At 35.7% G+C, this 21,827-nt stretch carries 16 protein-coding genes and 1 pseudogene; 12 read left to right on the forward strand and 5 right to left on the reverse strand.

Translation table 11 applies throughout. The annotated features are described in order from the left end of the window. The first annotated feature begins 110 nt into the window (after positions 1-110). The 3 genes from IGL98_RS00250 (at position 111) to IGL98_RS00260 (ending at position 4,376) form a co-directional block, all read left to right on the forward strand. Complete coding sequence (locus IGL98_RS00250) at positions 111-689, forward strand: TMEM175 family protein (RefSeq protein WP_206844638.1); 579 nt, start codon at positions 111-113, stop codon at positions 687-689. 174 nt (positions 690-863) lie between these two features. Next, the gene (locus IGL98_RS00255; RefSeq protein ID WP_339099411.1) at positions 864-1,823 is read left to right on the forward strand and encodes an IS30 family transposase; all 960 of its coding nucleotides are present in this window, start codon (positions 864-866) and stop codon (positions 1,821-1,823) included. A gap of 411 nt (positions 1,824-2,234) precedes the next feature. Further along, entirely contained in the window at positions 2,235-4,376 is a 2,142-nt protein-coding gene (locus IGL98_RS00260) for a hypothetical protein (RefSeq protein ID WP_206912027.1), read from the forward strand. 349 nt (positions 4,377-4,725) lie between these two features. Here the strand turns inward: IGL98_RS00260 and IGL98_RS00265 are convergent, their stop codons facing one another. From IGL98_RS00265 to IGL98_RS00280, 4 genes and pseudogenes are all read right to left on the reverse strand, one after another. Further along, positions 4,726-6,072: a glutamate decarboxylase gene (locus tag IGL98_RS00265; protein WP_069647012.1), complete on the reverse strand. Its 1,347-nt coding sequence runs from the start codon at positions 6,070-6,072 to the stop codon at positions 4,726-4,728. A 78-nt stretch (positions 6,073-6,150) separates the two neighbouring features. Further along, complete coding sequence (locus IGL98_RS00270) at positions 6,151-8,577, reverse strand: YhgE/Pip domain-containing protein (protein ID WP_206844644.1); 2,427 nt, start codon at positions 8,575-8,577, stop codon at positions 6,151-6,153. Next, positions 8,549-9,982, reverse strand: coding sequence for an amino acid permease (locus IGL98_RS00275; RefSeq protein ID WP_206912028.1), 1,434 nt, complete (start codon positions 9,980-9,982; stop codon positions 8,549-8,551). The genes IGL98_RS00270 and IGL98_RS00275 overlap by 29 nt, the downstream gene beginning before the upstream one ends. A gap of 251 nt (positions 9,983-10,233) precedes the next feature. Further along, positions 10,234-11,055: pseudogene (locus tag IGL98_RS00280) on the reverse strand (linear amide C-N hydrolase); the annotation flags it as partial. 455 nt (positions 11,056-11,510) lie between these two features. On the opposite strand from IGL98_RS00280, the gene IGL98_RS00285 reads away from it, so the two are divergent. From IGL98_RS00285 to dhaS, 3 genes are all read left to right on the forward strand, one after another. Beyond that, the gene (locus IGL98_RS00285) at positions 11,511-12,377 is read left to right on the forward strand and encodes an ATP-binding cassette domain-containing protein (RefSeq protein WP_206912029.1); all 867 of its coding nucleotides are present in this window, start codon (positions 11,511-11,513) and stop codon (positions 12,375-12,377) included. Between the two features lie 11 nt (positions 12,378-12,388). Beyond that, a complete protein-coding gene (locus IGL98_RS00290; protein WP_206912030.1) occupies positions 12,389-13,150 on the forward strand; it encodes a hypothetical protein in 762 nt (253 codons plus the stop codon). 133 nt (positions 13,151-13,283) lie between these two features. Continuing rightward, positions 13,284-13,832 carry a dihydroxyacetone kinase transcriptional activator DhaS gene (dhaS, locus tag IGL98_RS00295; protein ID WP_206844652.1) on the forward strand — a complete coding sequence of 183 codons (549 nt, stop codon included), beginning with the start codon at positions 13,284-13,286 and terminating at the stop codon, positions 13,830-13,832. Between the two features lie 60 nt (positions 13,833-13,892). Here dhaS and IGL98_RS00300 read toward each other — a convergent pair whose 3' ends face one another. Beyond that, positions 13,893-14,885: a dihydroxyacetone kinase subunit DhaK gene (locus tag IGL98_RS00300; protein ID WP_206844654.1), complete on the reverse strand. Its 993-nt coding sequence runs from the start codon at positions 14,883-14,885 to the stop codon at positions 13,893-13,895. A 355-nt stretch (positions 14,886-15,240) separates the two neighbouring features. Between IGL98_RS00300 and dhaK the strand changes: the two genes are divergently transcribed. The 6 genes from dhaK to IGL98_RS00330 all read left to right on the forward strand — a co-directional run bounded on the left by dhaK (position 15,241) and on the right by IGL98_RS00330 (position 21,704). Continuing rightward, positions 15,241-16,224 (forward strand): dihydroxyacetone kinase subunit DhaK, encoded by a 984-nt coding sequence (gene dhaK, locus IGL98_RS00305; RefSeq protein ID WP_206844656.1) that lies wholly within the window; start codon positions 15,241-15,243, stop codon positions 16,222-16,224. A 173-nt stretch (positions 16,225-16,397) separates the two neighbouring features. Beyond that, the gene (gene dhaL, locus IGL98_RS00310) at positions 16,398-16,985 is read left to right on the forward strand and encodes a dihydroxyacetone kinase subunit DhaL (protein WP_206844659.1); all 588 of its coding nucleotides are present in this window, start codon (positions 16,398-16,400) and stop codon (positions 16,983-16,985) included. Continuing rightward, complete coding sequence (dhaM, locus tag IGL98_RS00315; protein ID WP_069647003.1) at positions 16,978-17,346, forward strand: dihydroxyacetone kinase phosphoryl donor subunit DhaM; 369 nt, start codon at positions 16,978-16,980, stop codon at positions 17,344-17,346. Before dhaL ends, dhaM begins: the two co-directional genes overlap by 8 nt. A 23-nt stretch (positions 17,347-17,369) precedes the next feature. Further along, entirely contained in the window at positions 17,370-18,500 is a 1,131-nt protein-coding gene (locus IGL98_RS00320) for a glycerol dehydrogenase (protein ID WP_206844661.1), read from the forward strand. Between the two features lie 160 nt (positions 18,501-18,660). Beyond that, positions 18,661-21,252 (forward strand): bifunctional lysylphosphatidylglycerol flippase/synthetase MprF, encoded by a 2,592-nt coding sequence (gene mprF, locus IGL98_RS00325; RefSeq protein ID WP_206844664.1) that lies wholly within the window; start codon positions 18,661-18,663, stop codon positions 21,250-21,252. Positions 21,253-21,371: 119 nt separating this feature from the next. Further along, the gene (locus IGL98_RS00330) at positions 21,372-21,704 is read left to right on the forward strand and encodes a hypothetical protein (protein WP_206912031.1); all 333 of its coding nucleotides are present in this window, start codon (positions 21,372-21,374) and stop codon (positions 21,702-21,704) included. Positions 21,705-21,827: the final 123 nt, after the last annotated feature.

Raw genomic sequence — 21,827 nt, forward strand, 5'->3', positions numbered from 1 at the left:
CCTTGAGCACGGAATCCACCTTTAGGCTGATTTTCTCTCCATCTTTAGGCGGTCATAATCATTGCATTTACTTAAAAAGAACGTAAAATAAAAATAAGGGGATGAAAAATATGTCAAAATCAAGGTTAGAAGCTTTTACAGATGCCGTTATTGCGATCGTGATGACCATCTTAGTGTTAGAATTACATCAACCGACAACAGATACTTTAGCTGGTTTAGCTGGAGTTGAACGGAAATTATTTATTTATATCGTAAGTTTTGTACTGTTGGCAATTTATTGGAATAATCATCATCATATGTTTCAACTAGTTCATAAAATCGATGGGCGTGTACTTTGGGCCAATAATTTCTTTATCTTTACATTGACATTGTTTCCATTTGCTACTGCTTGGGTTGGGGATTTTATCGATAGTTTAATTCCTCAATTAACGTATGGCGTGATAACCCTTCTAGCAAATATTGCATATTTGCTACTGACTAGAGAGCTGATACGAGTAAACGGTAGTGATTCCAAATTAAGTGAATTTTTTCAGCGCTACAATAAATCTTATGTCACGATAGTTTTGAACATTTTAGGCCTGATTCTAGGTCTGTTGATCCATCCGTATTTTGTATTGATTGTCAATATCGGTATTTTGATTATGTGGATCATACCTGACCGCCGAATTGAAAAACAATATAAAGAGTGAACGCCGGTTTATACTTTTCTATAAAATTAATGAAAGAAGATAAGATAAAACTTTTTCAGTTTTATCTTATTTTTTTATATACGCCGATAGTAAAATTAAGCTAGACAACTAAATAAGTCATTTGTGCTACACTCAAAATAGTTCCGACCAAAGAATTATAAGGAGTGAAGACAAATGACCTATACTCATCTTACATCAAATGAACTCGTGATGATAGAAGCTTATTTCAATATGAGCCAACCTGTTACGATGGTTTCTAAGACTTTAAATCGTTCTAGACAGACAATCTACAATGTTTACAACTTCCTAAAACAAGGAAAATCTATCTGTGACTATTACCAACAATATAAAGAAAATAAAACGCGTTGTGGTCGACAACCCATTAGTTTGCCTACAGAACAGCATGATTACATTCAAACTATGGTGGCTCAAGGGTGGACACCTGATGTGATTATTGGTCGAGCTGAGTTTCCTATTTCATGCTCTGTTAGAACACTTTATCGTCAGTTTAAAGCAAATCAATTTGATTGCTCAAAACTACCAATGAAAGGGAAACGAAAGCCCAACGGGCATAAAGAACGTCGCGGAAAGCAAGCATTTAAACGCAATATTTCAGAACGATCCACTGACTACCCTGATTTCCAACAGGAATTTGGGCATTTAGAAGGGGACACAATTGTTGGCGTTTATCATAAAAGTGCCATCATCACTCTAGTTGAACGCCTTTCAAAAGTGATTATTACATTAAAACCAAATGGTCGGAAAGCATTGGATATTGAAAAAGCGACAACTGATTGGCTACAAAAGATTCCCAGAAATTTGTTCAAATCCGTGACCTTTGATTGTGGAAAAGAATTTTCAAATTGGAAAAACATGAGTAATGTCAATGATATTTCTATCTATTTTGCAGACCCTGGAACCCCCTCACAACGCGGATTAAATGAGCATTCGAATGGGTTATTACGTAAAGATGGGCTGCCTAAAACAATGGATTTTAATCAAGTTGACCAAGCTTTTGTTGCGGCTGTCGCCTCTAAAAGAAATCACATACCAAGGAAATCTTTAAATTATCGAACACCATTAGAAGTATTTTTGAGTTACATAAATGAAAGACAATTGTCTAGCTTAATTTGACAAATCAAAATAAATAAACAAACGAATCGCGTATTAAAATTGTATATTCTCATTTTTTTACTATATCAGAACATTTTCTGAAAACAACTAGGGTTGTTTTTAGGGTAAAATTAAAAATGATTGTTAAAAAAGAACGTAATAAACATAGAATTATAAAAAGGGTGTAGAGGGGATTGGAATATAAAAAGCATTGAATTGCTTTATGTTACTTTAATCCGAATAAACTGGTATTACAAAAGTTATTTTGACAATATATGACCCATTCAATCTAATCGACTTTTAAGTTAGTGCTAGGAAAGTTGGTGGTCTTGATTTTCAAAGCAAAATTTTGGTTCCAGCCTCTTTGAATTTAAAAAGGGTGTTTCTAAATAAAAAGGTAAGGTACAAGTAAAAAAGGGGCCGTTAGTACATATGGAGAAGTTGAGTCTTACAAAGAATACAACAGGAAGCAAAAAAGTTTTTTTAAGAAAAGAAATCGAAGTTAATCGATTAGGAGAAGAACTCTATTCAGACGATGTGCTTAGTCAATATTCTGTCTATCTCCTAAGAAAATTCGAAGTATCAGAAGATTATGAGCAGCCAGAGCAATTTGAAGGTCTTTTAGCAGACCTTCCAGAACAATTTAATCATGAATTTGAAGACTGTGTCGCAAAAAATCTTTACGTCCGTGTAACGCAAAAAGCTGTTTATATTACACTACTTTTAGCATTAGCACATCCGCTAAGTAAGCTACAAATCAGTGATTTACGCACGTGGATCAGTAGCTTGGAAGTTCCTGAATTGCCTTTAGAACATATAACTAGTTTTTCTGAAGAAGTTCCGCTTGAAATGGTAAAAGGGCTGCAAGAAACGAATAGTGAAGTTTTACTTTTAACAGAAATGATGAATCAATTTAGTGAAAACTTAAATGATATCTATAAAGAGGTCCAAACGGTCAAAGATAAGAGAAAGCCGCCAGTAGTTAAAGTAGTACAAAGTAAAGTTGCAGCTAAAGAGGCGTTAGAATCTGAAAATGCGAGACAATTAAAAACAGCGAACAAAAAAGTTAATCAATTAATGGAAGAATTTTCAGCATTTAAAGGATATGTAGAGGGAAATTTAGCCAACCTACCGAAAACGAAGACACCGCCGAAATTCAAAATTACATTGGGGCCAGGTGAAGAATCAGGTCCAACCGTGGAATCTCGTCTAGAAGAAGCGTTAAAGCGGATTGATTCACTAGGTCAAAAAATGAAACACTCAGATCAGCAAGTCGCAGAATTGAATAAAATAATCGAAAAAAATAAACAAGTATCGAGACCAAAAGTGAACTTTTCAATAGCTAAAAAAGCAGTTAATGAGCAAAATAAGCTAGCTGATAAATTAGCGATAACTAGTAAAGAAGTTACCACGATTGCGCAACAATTAGATCAGTTCAATGATAAATTGATTGCTGTAGAATCGACTGTTTTAGAACCAAAGCCAGATCCCGAAGTGATAGCAAGACTAGAAAAAGACTATGAGCAATTACAGGAAACAACGACAGAAACGCTTAAATTGAGCCAAGTGATCGATCAATTAACAAATAAACTACAAAAAGTGGAAACAGAACTTAAAACAGTCAAAAATAACAAAAAGAAAGTACCTACTGCAAAGCTGACAAAAAGTGATTCAGCGAAAAGGTTAGCAGAACAACACCAAAAAGATCAAGAACAACTAAAATCAAATGCGACAGAAATCAAAAAATTAACACAAACTGTTGGTAAAGTAGATGTTCAATTGATTAAAGCGCATCAAAAAATTGCTGAATTAGAACAAAAAATGCGTCAAACGGAAAAAGCCGCTCCAATCGTTAAAAAAGAACCAGTTTCAGCTGTTCAGCAGACACCTGTGACAAGAGCAGGCAATCCAGTTATGGGACCGCAAGCACTGCCAACACGACCAGAAACATCACAGCAAAAGCAAGCTACACAAGTGAATAGAAATTTCCCGACAAAAGAGACATTTCTACAAGCAAACCGACCAGCCAAACTTGTGGTAGAAGCCGATGCAGAAAGACCAACCGTTACTTTAGCGATCGAAGAAATGCTCGATCGTGTTTCAGAGAAGCATCCTGAAACAGTAGGAACCAAAAAATCTTGGGCATTAGATGAAGGATATAATCAAAATAGTACTGACTCTCATGATTCACAAGGTCCATCATTACGACGTTTGAAAAAATTAGAGTGGGATATTCATTCATTCTTCCAACAAGGACGCGGGATTGGGCATAAAGGAATGATGCCAAAAGATGATTTTTACGCGAACATCCGCCAAATTGAAGTGCTGCCGTACTTATGGGCATCTGTATATGAACGAGAAAAGAAAGATATTTTGTTGGGCAATGAGCTGAGTAGTCAAAAACTGATCGATGATTTGAATGATTTTTTAGAAGAGATAGATGTATTGTCTAAGAAACGGAAAGTCATGGGTAAGTGGATTTATTGCCCGAAAGAAGTGGAACAAAAGATGGAAGGATATAAACTATTGAGTGAATATCTGGAGACATATCTTGCACGACAAAGTGAAGGATAGCAATGGATTGTTGAACTATGTTTTGTAAATGAAGTGAAAATTAAAATACGACGACTATAACCCAGATTTTTACTGGCGTTAGGTTGTCGTATTTTAATAGGATTTATTCATAATGATAATTCTCTGATCCTGTGAATTAAGGCGTGTACCTTTTTGATGGTTTTCTGATGAAAACTTACTTTACGCACGATGTAAAAAAAACCCACTATACTAGACTAGAAAAATGTTTGTTTTTCTTGTGTCTACTATAATGGGTGCTTAGTATTAATTGATAAAGGCATCTAAATTTCTAAAAGAAGCCTGTAAAATAACGATTTAAAGAAAATGAATTCTGTTAGCAATTTTACAACTAGTGGGTAAATCCATGAACTTTTTCACCGCTATCGTGACCTAGAACGGTCGCAGTTGCTAACTCTTTAATTGCTGCTTTAAAATCTTCAACCATTTCTTCTGCCATCGGCATAGTTAAGTCTGCACGACAGACAAAGCGTTGGATGATGACATTATCCATATCTTTTGGTAATGGATATGCTGGAACTTGCCAACCTTTCATGAGTAAACGATCAGCTAAATCATACAGTGTCCATTTCACTTGAGCGTCTTCTTTTAAGGTATAACAAACAATTGGGATATTTGAACCGTCGTTATAAATTTCAAACAATCCTGTTTCTTCAACGGATTTAGCAAGATACATAGCGACTTCTTTAGTTTCAGTGTGAACTTGACGATAACCATTGTGACCTAATTTTAAAAACATATAATATTGTCCAATAATTTGGCTGGCACTTCTTGAGAAATTGATTGCCATTGTTGGCATATGCCCGCCTAAATAGCTAACATCAAAAATCAGTTCTTCTGGAAGATATTCACGATCTTTCCAAATGACCCAACCAACACCTGGATAGACTAATCCATATTTGTGACCAGAGGTATTAATTGAAACGACGTTTTTCAAGCGGAAATCCCAAACTAATTCTGGATTGACAAAAGGAACAAACATTCCACCACTTGCGCCATCAATATGAATAACGAGATCAACGTTGTTTTTCACATTATATTCTTCGACCATCTTGTCTAGTGTCTTAATATCATCAAATTTACCTGTATACGTAATCCCTAAAATACCTACGATACCGATCGTATACTCATCAACATAATCAAAGACACGATCTAAATCTAAACTTAAATGCTCTGGATCGACAGGAACTTCTCTAAGTTCAACATCCCAATAAACACCGAATTTTTCCCAACAAACTTGAAAGCCTGATGAAATAACTAAGTTCGGTTTTCTTTTTGTCACGTCAATTCCTTTTTTCTCTGCTAGATTACGCCATCTAAATTTCATAGCCATTCCACCTAGCATACATGCTTCACTTGATCCGACGGTTGAAGTACCAATAAAATTCTCACTCGGTGCATTCCAGAGATTTGCTAACATATTTACGCAAGAGGCCTCTACTTTAGCTGTTCTTGGATATTCAGATTTGTCGATAGCATTTTTATCTAATGTTTCAGACATTAACTTGATTGCTTCATCATCCATGTAAGTTTGGCAAAAGGTTGCTAAATTTTGTCTTGAATTACCTTCATCGATTAAGTAACTTTTGATCGCATCATACGCAATTTCAGAGCCAATGCCATCTTCAAAAAATGTTTTTGAAGGTAATTTTTGGGTAGAAAAATCTTTGTTTGTCATAATAATTCATCCTATTCTCTGTTTATTTTTATAAACTTTGTACAGTACAAACTAGTTACTTTTTAGATTTCAATACATTTAATTTTCTAGACCTTGTAACTTTTGATTATCATTCAATTCAGAAACATTTTGCAGGTGTTTCTTTTGTAGTATATGCATTGAATAGCGTAATAGTGCGACAAAAACAATCATTAATACGGCTAGGATTAAGATGCTCTTTGTAAATAATGGAGCCCCAATCCCGCCAGAAATAGCTTCTCTAAATGCATAAACGGAGTAAGACATCGGAAGATACGGATGGATCATACTAAAGAATGGTGCTTGTAATTGAATTGGGAATGTTCCGCCTGCACCGCCTAGTTGTAACACTAAGAGAATCATCGCCACGAATCGTCCTGGGTTGTCGAAGGTCATGGCTAAGAACATTGTAATAGCCATATATGACCAAGCACTAACAAATGCTGTTAAGAAAAATTGGAAAACATTATCAACGTGTAACCCAATCAATAACATTACACTTGCTTGAATGACTGCCATCATACTTGAAACACCAAAACCTAGGCTGACTTTACTCAACCACCATGCTCCACTTGATTGTCCTGCTATAGAAATTTTTCTAATTGGATAGATAAAATTAAACAACATAGAGCCGACAAATAGCGCAAGTGACATAATATAAGGAGCTAACGCTTCACCGTAGTTTGCTACTTTACTATATTCATCATTTTTCAACGAAGTAGGTGCAGCGAATTGATCAATATTTTTCTTTGTAATTTTTAGAGTTGAACTTTCATTAACACCTTCATCTAAAGCGGAGGCTAATTCTTTCGCGCCACCTTCTAACTGACCAATACCACTCATTAATTCAGGTGAATTTTCATTTAATTCTGCTAATCCTGCTTGCAGTTGATCTGCGCCTGTATTTAATTGATTTACCCCACTTGAAAGTGTTGGAATTTGGCTTTGCAATTGATCTAAACCAGAAGATAGTTGTTCACTTCCTGTTGTTAATTGATTGATTCCAGTTAAAGCAGTAGGTAACTTAGTAGCCACAAGATTTAAATCAGAGCTGATGGCATATAAACCATTCGTTAATCCTACGGCATTTGATGAACCTGGCACTTGATTTAATAATGAATCAAACGTATTAACGCCAGCTTGGATACTTGCTTCAGAAGCAGATAATTGTTGTGCAGAAGCTGCCATAGCATTTGTTATATTGCTAACATCGTTTGCCGAAGTGGATAACTCTGCAGCTCTAGCACTTAAAGTAGCTAGTTCGGATTCAACTGTTACTAAAGAAGTGTTGATTTGTGCTGTTGCGGATGCTATCTGTTCATTTAAAATTGTATCAACCTTATTGGTGATCGAACTTACGATATTGGCTTTTTCATCCTCTGGAATCGTTGTGTCTGAAAGTAATCCAGCGACATAAGAATCAATATCTGTTTGTATTTTTTGAATCTCCAAATTGGCACCACTTAGACTATTACTTGCCACAGTTGCTTGATCCGCTACAGCTGTTGCTTCACCGGAAATTCCTAATAGCTTATCTTTATTTGTAATAATTGAGTTGATTTCATTACGAATATTTTGTAAATCATTATCTAGAATGACTTTTACATTAGGATCTAAATTATTTTCGAATGTGGTCAAAGCATTAGCTAAATCTTGAGTACCAGCAGCTAATTGAGTTAGACCAGCATCAATACCTGTAATATTATTTTGGACTGGAGCTAAAGCACTATTTGCTTGATTTAAAGCAGAACTTAGTTGATTCGCACCAGAATCTAGTTGTGATACTCCTGAAGCTAATGGCCCAATACTATTCGCTAATTGACCAGTCCCATCGGCTAACTGATTGGAACCATCATCTGCTTGAGAGACGCCATCAGTATATTGTTTCAGTCCTGTTTGAAGTTGACTGCCACCACCTGCAAGTTGATTTGCACCATCAGCGGCTTGGCCAAGCGCGCCAACTAATTTTTCTCCCGCCTCTACAACGGCCGTTGCATAAGCTGTAACAACTTGCTCTCTAACTTGCGTTTCCAGGGCAGTAGCACCTACTGTTGAAATTTCATTGGCGATATAATTTAATGAGTCATTCGTTGTATAAACAATTTCCATTTTTTCTGGCGTTTTATTAATGATACTAGCCGCATTTTTTGAAAAATCTTCAGTGATTGTAACAATCATGTAGTATTTTAAATCCTTCATGCCTTTTTCTGCTTCTTCTTTTGAAACAAAATGCCAATCTAACTGATGATCCTTTTTTAAATTATCAACAACTTGTTGCCCAACATTCATTTTTTGTCCTAATAATTCTGTTGGTTTATCTTCATTTACGACTGCTACTGGTAAATCTTTCGCCCGACCATAGGGGTCCCAAACCGATTTATCAAAAATAGATGAATACAAAATCGGTATAAATGTAATTGCGATGACTGAGATTAATAAGATTTTATTACGGAATAAGTTAATCCATTCCTGTTTGGCCATCTTCATGATGCACCACTCCTTTCAGTTTATTTTTCTTGCTATAAAACTGATAAAACAGAAAAGGAGCAACGACAGTTATGATGTAGCTAAAAATTAATGTGGTTATATACGTTTTACCTTCTGACTTGGTCATTGTATCGGGTATTATAAATGCAGTGACAATAGCAGCAATTGAAACCAATAGACCCGCACTGGCAACAAAAATTTTAACTTTTTGACCGCCGGGTATTTGGTAATCCCTTTTCAACTCTTTCTTTTTGAAAACGACAACTAGATAAGCGATGAAAAATAAAATATAGGCACTTAAGTAAATGATTACCGTTAATGAAATTGCAGTTTGGAATGAAACATTGCCTCCTGAACTACCAGAACCAAAGGTCAAGATAGCCGCCCAAGCAGTTACAACGAGTCCTTGAATCATTAATAGCGGAACTGGAACATCATGTTCATTTGTTTCTTCATATTTTTTTGGTAATAAACCTTTTGAAGCAACGAATTGCAATCCTTCTGTGGGACTGACAATCCAAGAACTTACCTGTGCCATAACACCAAATGAGACTAGTAAACCCAAAATAATGACTAAGGGAGATTCTTTTCCTGGTGAAATCATTTGTTTTAGTGCATCTACAACGCCTGTATTAGCTGAAATATTTCCATGTAAAACCATTGCTACAACACTACCACCGATTGTACTGAGAACAACGCCAACAATAACTAAAGCAAACATAATCTTAGGATAATTTTTCTTAGGGTTATCCAAATCAGTAATGTGTGGAGCAGACGCTTCAACCCCCATATATGCGAGTACAAATGAAACGAGTGCGGCAATATTACTTTTATCAGGTAAAAAGTGGGAATCTGTAAAATTTGTTGAAATCGGATTTCCAGAGGCAATATATTTGATTGCTAAAACTAGCATGAGCAATACTGGAACGACAATCCCAATAGAAAAGCCATATTTTGCTACTCGTTCGGTTATCTTTGTTCCTTTAAATTGAAGAACGGTTAATAACCAAAATATTGAAATAACAAAAAGGAATTTTACAGCGACATTATTGTTTAAAATGGGTATATTCAAAACATCTGACACTGTTCCGATAATAAAGTAAATCATCGTTACAAAGCCAACTGTAATTTGAAACCATTGAAAAAAGATAGCTGCAAAACCAAATTTTTCACCTAACGGTTCACCAACCCAACTAAAAATCCCGCCTTCTTGATATCCTTCTATGGTAGCAAGTTCAGCTGAGCTTAACGCAACAGGTAAAAACCAAAATACCCCGCAAATTAATAAGAAAAAAATTAACGTTTTACCTGAATCTGCGAAAGTTGGATATTCATAAACAGTAATAAACAACGAAGCTGTCATCGCGAAAAAACCAAATGCGGAAATACTTTTCTTTTTATCCACTTCTCATTCCCCCCCTTATTTAATATGTTTAATTTTTCATTTTTTTATTTTTAAATACAAAATTTTAATCTATTTCCTATAGTTAATAATTCATAAATAGGTACTAGGATGCCATAAAAAAGCTAAAAAATGAATTTTTCGGCTTTTTAGTTTGTTTTAAGTTGAATAAGGCAGTTATAACTGCCTTATTCAGACTATCCCATTAAGAATTGTGGGAAAAAAATTTGAATCTTACAGTCAGTCAGATAAGTTTAAATATTATTTTTTAATTGTTTTAATTGCTCAATCGCTTGATCAATTGTTTGATGCGCATCATTATCCAAACTGCCATCTTTTGCTGCTTTTAAGCCCAATGCTAATTCTTGACGAAGGATATCTAATGTATTTATTCCAGCTTCCTCTTTTTGTTCGATATTAGAAACTGTTTCTTCTGGTGATCTATTTTCTTTGTTAAGAATACTGATATCCTCTGCCTTTTTAGTCACAAACACTTTTGGTGTTTTTCTTTCTAGTAATTCTTTAGTTAACGTTACTTGAGAAATACGCGTATTGTTGTAATCGGTGTAATAATAGGTTTTACTTTCATTACACATCATGCCAATATATTGAGAATAGTCTTCTTTATCGTCAGTTGTAACAACAATCCCTTTAGGAATTTGAACAGTTGCTAAAATTTTGACAGCATTTGTTACTGCTTCAACTTCAATTGCTGGTTGATCAATATTTTCTTTGAAGAAAGCTGCCCGAATAAATCTTTCGGGAGGAGTATAGCCACCAGGTAAACCTAATGTTCCTGTTCCTTGAGAAAATGCGTGAGAAGTGTAGGTTCCAAATTCGACAGGATCGTATTGTTTAGGACGAACATTCAAATAATTACTTAAATTTTCAATGTGCCATTCTAAAAGGGGGGTATTTGTCATAACACCGACTGGATTTTCTTTAAGATGAAGCATTTTTCCAGTTGGCTCAATCACCATACAATTTCCAGTCGTATCTGTTAAAATCCAGTGTAAAGGGGTAACTGTATCTATAAGTGGTGCAGGAACTTCAAAAAGATTAACTTTAGAAAGTTCTTTTTTTAAATCTGATTAAATATAGCATCATTAATATATAATTAAAAAATAAAAGACTTGATAATTTGATATTAATTTTATTTTTTTGGTAAAAATAAAAAAATTTATTCTAAATGAATTGGGAATAATACTTTTGAATTGAAAGATAAATAATTGAATTAAACTAAATCTTGTATATTAATTAAAATTGGTAAAGGAAATTTTAGGAATTAAATCGACATTATTCATGCAAGACCGATACAGTTTAGTAACATTTTTTTAGAAGAAAATATGAACCTTCTCTATTTTTATATACTATGATACTTAAATTCATTACCACACTAGCAAAATAACTTTTATTTCCAATCTATCTCCCTATACAATAAAAAACATGATAAACTAATATTGTTAGTCTTTTTATACTTAGGGTGCTAAATCAAAAAGAAAAGCTAACAAAAAAATTAAAGGAGTTTACTATGGAAATTAAAGTAAGGGATCTAGTTATGCGCTATGGTCGTGCTGAAGTTTTGAATATTCCTTCGTTGGATTTTGAAAAAGGCACTTCGTATGGTTTGGTTGGTCACAATGGTGCGGGTAAAACAACGTTATTTAAATGTATGACGAATATCATCTCCAATTACCAAGGAGAAATTTTGATCGATGATATTTCTGTGAAACAGCACAATGAAGTATTATTGAATGTTGGTATTGTCTTAGATGGCATGTCTGTCTACTCAAATCGTTCAGGTTGGTTCAATATCCAGTATTTTTCTGGACTGCGTGGTAACTTTGACGAAGAAAAAGCCAGAGATTTGGCAAGAGAGCTGGATTTATATGCTGTGTTGGATCAAAAAGTAAAAACATATTCTTATGGAATGCAGAAAAAATTGATTTTATTGATCGCTTTGATGCATACACCAGAAGTCTTGATTTTAGACGAACCGTTTCGTGGTTTAGATATCGACACGGTTAAATGGTTTAAAAAATATTTGAAACAATTGACAGAACAAGGATTAACATTGGTGATTTCCAGTCATGTCCAAAATGACTTAGAAGCATTATGTGACATCGTGTATGTAATCGACCGCGGTCGAATTTCAGAATCGATCGACATCAATGCTGAAAAAGAAAAACAAATTCGCCGTATTGATACGACCAATAATGCTCGTCTGATCGAAATTTTGGATGAAGTCAATTATTATTATCAAGTAGAAGATGAAGGCGGCGTTAAATTGGATATCTCTGATGAACGCTGGGTACTTATCAAACAACGTTTAACAGAGGAAACAATTGAAATTTCAGAGTTGTCTAAAGTAAAAATTTTAGATGAGAAATTGAATTAGGAGGGGCGATAATGACTGGAAAACTGATTTTTAAAATGGAGTTATTTAAATTTTTACGAGATAAAAGCTTTTTGATTACGGCTGGAGTTATTGGGATTTTGAATATTGTTTTAACCTTGCTTTCATTAAGTCTGGCATCGGCATTTTCGGATTCATATTATGAATCGACTGCTACTGCATCAATGATAGGAACAGTCGCAATTGTTGGTGTAATCGTCTTTTTTGGAAATATAATTTTTGCTTACGTGTATCCTTTCCATATGATTTCTATGGATTATAAGAACAATGTTATGGCAATGATGGTTGCGTCTGGTGTGAATAGAAGAAAATTATTCTTTGCAAAAATTGGTGCAATCTTTATTTGTACGATTGCGTTGATGCTAATGATCGCATTGATTCCTACAATCTTATTCTTGATAAAATTAGTACAATTAGATGCTTGGAATGATTTTGCGGATGGTTTTAATTCAGTATTTTATTATACAGATTTAAGCTTTGGGAAATTTATTTTTTCAGGATTGCTTGGTTATTTAAATATGCTGATGGTGATTGCAACGGCTTGTATTATCATGAAAGGCAAAAACCTTTCGTTTTTACTGTTTATTGGATTTAATATTCTTAGCAGTATGGTAACTGGAATTTTACAAACTTTAGCATACTCATTTGATTTTAGTTCAACCGGAAGTTATATCTTCCAATTATTCCTGACAGTTATTTCGATTGTCGTTTTTGGCTATATTTCATTGAGAACGTTAGAAAAACAAAACTTATAAATATAATGTAACGATAAAGCGGGCATGATGACCTGACTTTATCGTTTTTTTATTTGATGATAGAATGATTGATTTTCTAAATGACGATTAACTGGTACAATAAAAGCAATAAAGAAATTAAAGGTGTAGGCAAATGACAGGATCATTGATCACGAAAAAGAAAATTGCGAAAACATTTAAAAAGCTTGTTGCACAAATTGGCTTTGAAAAAGTGACGATTGCAAAAATCATGCAGGAAAGTCACATGCGACGGCAAACATTTTATGATTATTTTCAAGATAAATATGAATTGGTGGATTGGATTTTCCAACAAGAGGCAATTGAAAAGATTGAAGACAATCTTGCTTATGAAGGTTGGCAGGTTATTGTAGAGAATCTGTTTATCTATTTTGAGGAAAATCAGGTCTTTTATCGAAAAATTTTAACGTTTGAGGGGCAAAATTCATTTCAAGACTATTATACGCAACATTTAAAAGGATTGATTCATCAAGTTTTAGTTGTTAAGAAGCAAAAAGATAAGAGGGTTGACGAAGCAGATCGCTTATTTTTAGAAGAATTTTATGCGAATGCATTTGTCTCACTAACGACAAAATGGATCATTGATGGCTGTAAGATTGATTCGCATTGTTTTGCTGAGCAAATGAAAATCGCTTTTTTAATGGGATTTGAAGAAAGACAATGAACAACGGCGTGTACATGGAATTTACGCTGTTGTTCATTGTCTTTTTGTTTCATTTTCTTCTTATCTCCAGCCAAAGGCGTCAGTCGGAACACTTAAATAATCTAACCATTTATGGTCTTTGATTGCTAATAAAGTCAAGGAAAGTCCGTTTGTGTTATAAGCAGTTAAAAAATTCCCCATTCGTTTATACCCTACCTCAATATCTTCAATATCCAATAATTGTTGAACATCATTCATGAAAATACTAAGTTCAAGTAAGGGAATTCCACCTAAACCGTTTACCAAAATAGCAGCCTGTGTTAATTCTTTTCTGGTGTATTGTTGTTTTAATTTATTGACCAATTCGATTGCAATTCGTTCAGAAGATTGCATCGTTTCAATACGGTAACCAGGTTCGCCGTGAATGCCGATACCAAAATACATTTCATCTTCTGCTAGTTCATATTGTTGGGGAATAATGCCGATGGGAGATGCAGGTGAAAAAGCGACACCTAGTGTTTTGATCATAGGAATTAACGCTTCGCCTAGTACCTGCAGTTCATCTAAAGAGTTACCAGCAGATGCGGCTGCCCCAAGAATCTTATGTACAAAAACAGTTCCAGCAACTCCACGACGTCTTTTCTCAAACGTGCCTCTTTCGATAGAACAATCATCATCCACGATCACGTGTGAAACCAATAATCCTTTTGCTTTGGCTAGATGTTCAGCTTCTAGAAAACTGGCTAAGTCTTTTTCAAAATTTTTGATAATCAATAAGGTTCCCCGTCCATTGTAGGTTTGTTCGATCGCTTGAAGAATTTCGATGCTAGTAGGTGGCTCAAAAATAGCCCCCATCACCGCACAGTCCAGCATATTTTCACCGATATAGCCGACGTGAGCTGGTTCGTGACCACAGCCACCACCACTGATTAGGACAACTTTATTTTCCGGAATCAATTTTTTAGTAACGATACCTGTTCCTGTCTGCCAATCTAGCTTGTCATTATATGTATAGGTAAGTCCAGCCAATAGTTGCTGGCGAATGTGTCCACTGGAATTGATCAATTGTTTCATTGAGACGTGCTCCTTTTCCATAATATCTGTTTCTATTATACGCTGTCTTTCCAGTGAAAACTATAGTTTGAAAAAAAACGAAATGAAAGCGGACACATAAACCTGTTTGTCCGTTGCAACTTTTTTCATATGCGAGTATTGTAAACGTATACAATGAATAAAAGCGCAGCGGGATCGTTCAACTCTGACAGAAAAATAGGAAAATATGAGGGTGGCGTTTTTTGCCACAATCAGATTTTATCTTTTTTCCAAGGAGTTAGCCCGTGAAGCCAGATAAAATAAAAGTGCAGCGGAATCGTTCAACTCAGATGAAATTGGAGTAACTAAAGCAGAGATAAAATTAGGAGGGAACATCATGAAAAAAATCATCAATCAAGCACAAAATGTAGTACCGGAAATGGTCCAAGGATTTGTCCGTGCTCATCATGAATCAATTGAGCAAGTACCAGAAACTTTCGTGTTGAAGCAAAAAGAAATTGGGAAACAAGTTGCCTTGATCAGTGGCGGAGGCAGTGGCCACGAACCGGCTCATGCTGGATTTGTTGGCTCAGGCATGTTGCAGGCAGCTGTTTGCGGACAAGTATTTACATCTCCAACACCAGATCAGATTTTTGAAGGGATCAAAGCAGTTGATCAAGGAGAAGGTGTTGTGATGGTTGTGAAAAACTACTCCGGCGATATTATGAACTTTGACATGGCGAAAGATTTAGCTGAAATGGAAGATATCAAAGTCGGCACAGTCATAGTGGATGATGATATAGCGGTAGAAGATAGCACGTATACTCAAGGCAAACGAGGTGTAGCGGGAACGATTTTAGTTCATAAAGTTTTAGGAGCAGCAGCGCGTAATGGTGCATCAGTAGATGAGTTAGTTGCTTTAGGGAAACGTGTTGTAGAAAATCTAAAAACAATCGGAGTTGCTTTAACAGGTGCCACAGTACCAGAAGTTGGGAAGCCTGGATTTGTGTTAGCAGATGATGAGATTGAATTTGGTGTTGGTATTCACGGTGAACCTGGCTACAAACGGGAAAAAATCAAACCATCTAAAGAAATGGCAGAAGAATTGATTTCTAAATTAGCGGCGGCGTTTCAATGGAGCAAAGGCGATAGTTTTGCTATTTTAGTCAATGGATTAGGTGGAACACCGTTGATGGAACAATATATTTTTTATGATGATGCAATGAATTTATTGGATGCTTCTGGTGTAGAGATTTCATTTTCAAAAGTTGGTAATTATATGACTTCTTTGGAAATGGCAGGAATTTCTGTAACGTTGCTGAAAGTAGAAGATGATTGGGTAGACGCGTTGAATGAAGAGGTTGATACAGTAGCTTGGTAAGTGATTTAGCTTCACAAGCTTGCTCAGCTTTTAAATCTATCTAGCTTTACGAGCTAGCCTTTCGGAAAAAAGATCAAAATTAAATGTGATAAAGAGCATCACAGTTAATTTCCCCTATTTTTCTGCCAAGGTTGAACAAGCTCGCTCAGCTTTTAAATTAGGAGGGTACTTAAATGTTTACTGTAGAAAATTTAAAACAGACATTACAATTGTTCAAAGAAAAAATCGATAAGAACAAAGATTATTTAAGTGAATTAGATACGCCGATCGGTGATGGGGATCATGGAAATAATATGGCGCGTGGCATGGATGCTGTGAGTGAAAGTTTGCAGAATAAAGATCCCGAAACGATACAAGATGTTTTCAAACTAACTGCGATGGCTTTGATTAGTAAAGTCGGCGGAGCTTCTGGTCCACTGTATGGAACAGCTATGATGGAAATGGCTAAAGCTTCAGCAACAACGTCTGATACATTACCGAGTCTAGAAGCTGGTTTAGCAGGAATCGAGAAACGTGGAAACAGCCAACCTGGTGAAAAAACAATGCTAGACGAATGGGCTCCAGCAATCAAGGCAATTAAAACTGGAAAGCTAACAGATGCAGTACTAGAAGAGGCTGTAGAAGCAACAAAAGAGATCGCTGCGACAAAAGGGCGTGCCTCTTATGTTGGTGAACGATCGATCGGTCATATCGATCCTGGGGCAATGTCTAGTATGTATTTCTTTCAATCTCTAATGGAAGCAGGTGTATTTGATGAGTAACGGTGTAGTAATTGTATCTCATGTTAAAGAAATCGGAGAAGGTGTCGATCGTTTGATCAAAGAAGTGGCAAAAGATGTGCCGATAACTGTCGCCGCTGGGTTGGATCAAGGAGCAGTTGGAACCTCATTTGAAAAAATCATGGATGCCTTTGAAAAAAATTCAGCTCAGACATTATTAGCTTTTTATGATTTAGGCAGCGCTAAAATGAATTTAGAAATGGCCATCGACATGACAGAAAAAGAAGTTTTATTATTTGATACGGCTTTAGTAGAAAGCGCTTATACAGCGGCGGCATTATTACAAGTAGATACACCGATCGATGTCATAAAGGAGCAATTAGCCCCTTTAAAAATAAAATAAAGAGTAGGATAGGAGTTTAGAACATGAGAAAAGCGTTTATTAGTCCAACGAAATACGTTCAAGGTGAAGACGAGTTATTGAATTTAGGTTATTTTGTCACAACATTTGGGAAAAAAGCCTTACTGATTGCACATGCAGACGATGTGAATCGAGTAAAAGATAAACTGGATAAAACAGCTGAAACCTTTGATATTTCCTTTGTAGAAAGTAATTTTCATGGAGAGGCTTCACGAGTAGAAGTGGCTCGTTTGCAAAAAGTGGCTAAAGAAAATGATTGTGATTGTGTGATCGGTCTTGGTGGTGGTAAAGCGATCGATACAGCAAAATGTGTAGCGGAAGGGCATAACTTGATCATTGTACCAACAATCGTTGCAACAGACGCGCCGACGAGTCATTCAGCAGTCCTTTATACAGAAGATGGTCAGTTTGATGATTATGCGTACTTTGTTCAAAGTCCAAGTGTTGTCTTGATTGATACGGTCGTCATTGCGAATGCCCCAACACGTTTCTTAGTTTCCGGTATGGGTGATGCGCTATCAACTTATTTTGAAGCAAGAGCAACACATAATTCTTATTCGAATGTAAATGCTGGTTTGCCATGTGGTGCTCGTGAAGGTGTCTGTCCACCAGCAAAAGGAACAAATACAGCGTTGGCACTGGCTACATTATGCTATGAAACGATTTTAGAAGATGGTTTAAAAGCTAAAGAAGCATCAGATAATAACGTTGTAACACCTGCACTGGAAAATATCATTGAAGCAAACATCTTACTTTCTGGTTTAGGTTTTGAAAGTGCGGGACTCGCTGCAATTCATGCGATTCACGATGGGTTGACTGTTTTACATGATGCCCATGGCGCAACTCATGGCGAAAAAGTAGCATTCAGTACGATTTGTCAGTTAGTTTTAGAAAATGCACCAAAAGCCGAATTATATGAAGTATTGGACTTTGCTTTATCGATTGGATTACCGGTTTGTTTAGCCGATTTAGGTGTGAAAGAAATTTCGGATGCTGAACTGACTGAAGTAGCTGAAAAATCGTGTATCCCAGAAGAATCGATTCATTCAATGCCATTTCCGATTACAGTGGATCAAGTGAAGGCAGCAATTATTGTGGCAGATAAGATTGGGAAAGAGTATAAGAATCATAAATAGATAGTCGTTGGTTGAAAGCAGTTGTTAAGCTTAGATAGTGAAGCTTAACAACTGTTTTTTTGCATAAAACAAGGATTTCAAGAAGGAAACTGGAAAAATAATTCGTTATAAGCTAACATATAAAGGAAAACTCTCTAAGATATACAAAGGTGGTGAGCAGATGAAACATAAAATAAACCAGCTATTTCACTGGATGAAAGAACACAGTTTATTATTAAAATTAATCTTTCTGGGCTCCGTTTTGATCTTCGTAGCCAATCAAGTAACGCATATTGTGCAGGGAATGACTTGGCAGGATGTTTTCCACACAATGGGGCAACAAAACCGCTTTAGGATCATTGGAATGATTGTGGCAGGTTTGCTTGGTGTTTTACCGATGCTTTTATATGATTTAGTCGTGGTGAATGTACTTGAAGAGCAAGGTAAGCCAAAAATGAACCGTTGGGAGTGGTTTGTTTCGGCTTGGGTCACGAATACGATCAATAATCTTGCGGGATTTGGCGGTGTGGTTGGAGCGACTTTGCGGGCTAATTTTTATGGTAAGGACGCACCACGCAAAAAAGTTGTAGTAACGGTTTCTAAAGTCGCATTGTTTATGATTTCTGGTTTGTCTATTTTATCGTTTAGTGCATTTATTGATGTCTTTTTTATTCGACCAGATAGTTTGTTTCGAGAGTATTGGGTTTGGCTGCTAGCAGGCAGTTTGATTGCACCGGCTTTATTATTGTTTACACAACTAAAAAAATATACCTTATTTAAGGATTTTTTCCCGAAAGGTATTTTTCTTTTATTCGGGGCGTCACTTGGCCAGTGGTTAGGTGCGATGTTTGTCTTTTTAAGTGTAGGTGCTTTGATGAAAGTCGATGTGTCTTTACTCTCAGTGTATCCGATGTTTGTGATTGCGACCTTGATCGGAATGTTGACGATGGTGCCTGGAGGGATGGGAACCTTTGATGTATTGATGATTTTAGGTTTGTCTCAGTTAGGTGTGGGACAGTCAACCGCAGTCGTTTGGCTGATTTATTATCGTTTGTTTTATTATGTATTCCCTTTTATTACTGGAATTATTCTATTTATTCATCAAACAGGGATCAAAATCAATCGATTTCTTGATAATTTACCGCGGATGTTCTCGCAAAAAGTGGCGCATTTTATTTTAGTGACAGCTCTTTATTTTGCTGGAATCATGATGGTTTTACTTTCAACGATCACAAACTTATCGAATGTTAGTCGGCTATTTAAATTCTTAATGCCATTTTCTTTTGATTTTTTAGATCAAACCTTCAATATGCTGATCGGCTTTTTATTGTTAGGGTTAGCTAGAGGGATTTCTATGAAAGTGAAAAAAGCATATTGGCCTACGATTGGTTTATTGATTTTTGGCATTGTTAATACGGTTTCTAGAACGTCTTCTTGGCAGTTGATTCTTGTTTATCTAGTGATTCTTTCAGCCGTTTTTTTGGCAAGAAAAGAGTTTTACCGAGAAAAATTTGTTTATTCTTGGGGGGCGTTAGCGGTTGATGGTGTATTGTTTAGTTTCTTGTTTATTATTTATGCCGTAGCTGGGTATTATAGTTCTCATCCGGATAAAACAGGACCACTTCCACATACATTTTTACTATTTCCATCTGATGATGTCTGGTTCTCTGGTTTGATTGGGCTGGGTATTTCGATGATTGGCTTGATTACGCTATATCAGTATTTGGCAGATACATCCAAACATTTGGGTGTACCGTATCAAGAAGAACGTTTAACAGCGTTGATCAGTAAGTATGGGGGAACACAAGGCAGTCATTTGTTGTATTTAAAAAATTATTCCTATTACTATTATCAGGAAAATAACGAAGATCACGTATTGTTCGCTTATCAGATCAAGGCGAATAAATGTTTTGTTTTGGCAGAGCCGATCGGTGATAAAGAAAAATGGGCACAAGCCACATTGGCATTCATGGATGCTGCCGACCTTCTGGGTTATCAAGCGGCGTTTTATCGGATCAGTGAAGAATATACAATGGTATTACATGATTTAGGGTTTAATTTTATGAAAATTGGAGAAGAAGGAATCATTGATTTTTCTTGTCTCGATTCAGCCCCGATTTCTCTAGCAACGAATAGTATGGAGCTTCAGCATTTAAGCAATTTAGGCTATAACTTTACGATGTATCATGACCCTGTTTCAGATGAGCTGTTTCAAGAAATAGCACGAGTGTCAGAAGAGTGGTTAGGTTCGCAGCGAGAACGAAATTTTGTGGGTGGTCATTTTGATAAAGAGTATTTAGCTTTAAGCGATATTGGTGTTTTGCGAAATGAACGTCATGAAGTGATCGGTTTCATCACGGCTAAACCCATCGTTCAAAATCATGAAATGTCCTATGATTTATTGCGTTATTCTGAGTCAGCACCGGAGCACGTTACGGATTATTTATTGACCCATTTTATCGCTGAGTATCAAAAACGAGGGTATCGTATAGTTGATTTAGGTACGGCTCCGTTAGCAAATGTTGGTGAAACAAAATATTCGTTTTTAAATGAACGCTTTATCAATATTTTTTATAAATATGGCGATCAAATGTATGGATTCAAAGATACAAGAAAAGAGAAGGAACAGTATGTAACAAACTGGGAATCTAGATATTTTGCGTATTCTAAACAAAGTAATGTGTTGTTTGCGTTTATTCAACTAGCGTTATTGATTGAACGAGGCAAAGGAAAGGCCGTTTCTTTGGTAGAGGAAGTAATAATTGGGATATAAAATAAAACAGGTAAGGGTAAAATCAAAATGGTTTTACCCTTACCTGTTTTTAAGTCTCAAATCCTACTAGTAAAAATAGTGGAATAGCGTATAATAATTAATAAAAGGAGGTTTTTGGGATGGCTATCGAACAAATAACTGTAAAAACAAAAGCTGAATTAGCGGTAGAGTTAGACAAGAAGACAGATGAAATTATTGTTGAAGGCGATTTCAGTCGTAACATTTCAGACATCAAAAAGGGTCAATTAAATGATACAGATGAGCTAGGTTTTGCTGTTGGTAGCGGTGGAACTGGTATTCTTTTAGAATATGGTATCAGTAAGTTGATGGATGTTTTTGATCCTAAGGCAAAAGAAGATAAAAAACTCTGCAAGCAAATCGAACGTCTTTATACGATCAAGCGTTTAACGAAAGAGTCATTTCTACTGCATTTGAAGCAGTTGGATTATTAAAAATAGAAGAGGGCGGGAGACAGGCACTTTTCTGTTTTCCGCTTTTTATATAAAAAAGGGGTAGCTTTAGTGCGAATAAATTAGCATGGGAGAATTGCTGGTTTTGTGTAGCTAAAGTTTAAA

This window comes from Enterococcus sp. DIV0840 (genome assembly GCF_050527835.1).
Lineage (GTDB): Bacteria > Bacillota > Bacilli > Lactobacillales > Enterococcaceae > Enterococcus_L > Enterococcus_L ureasiticus.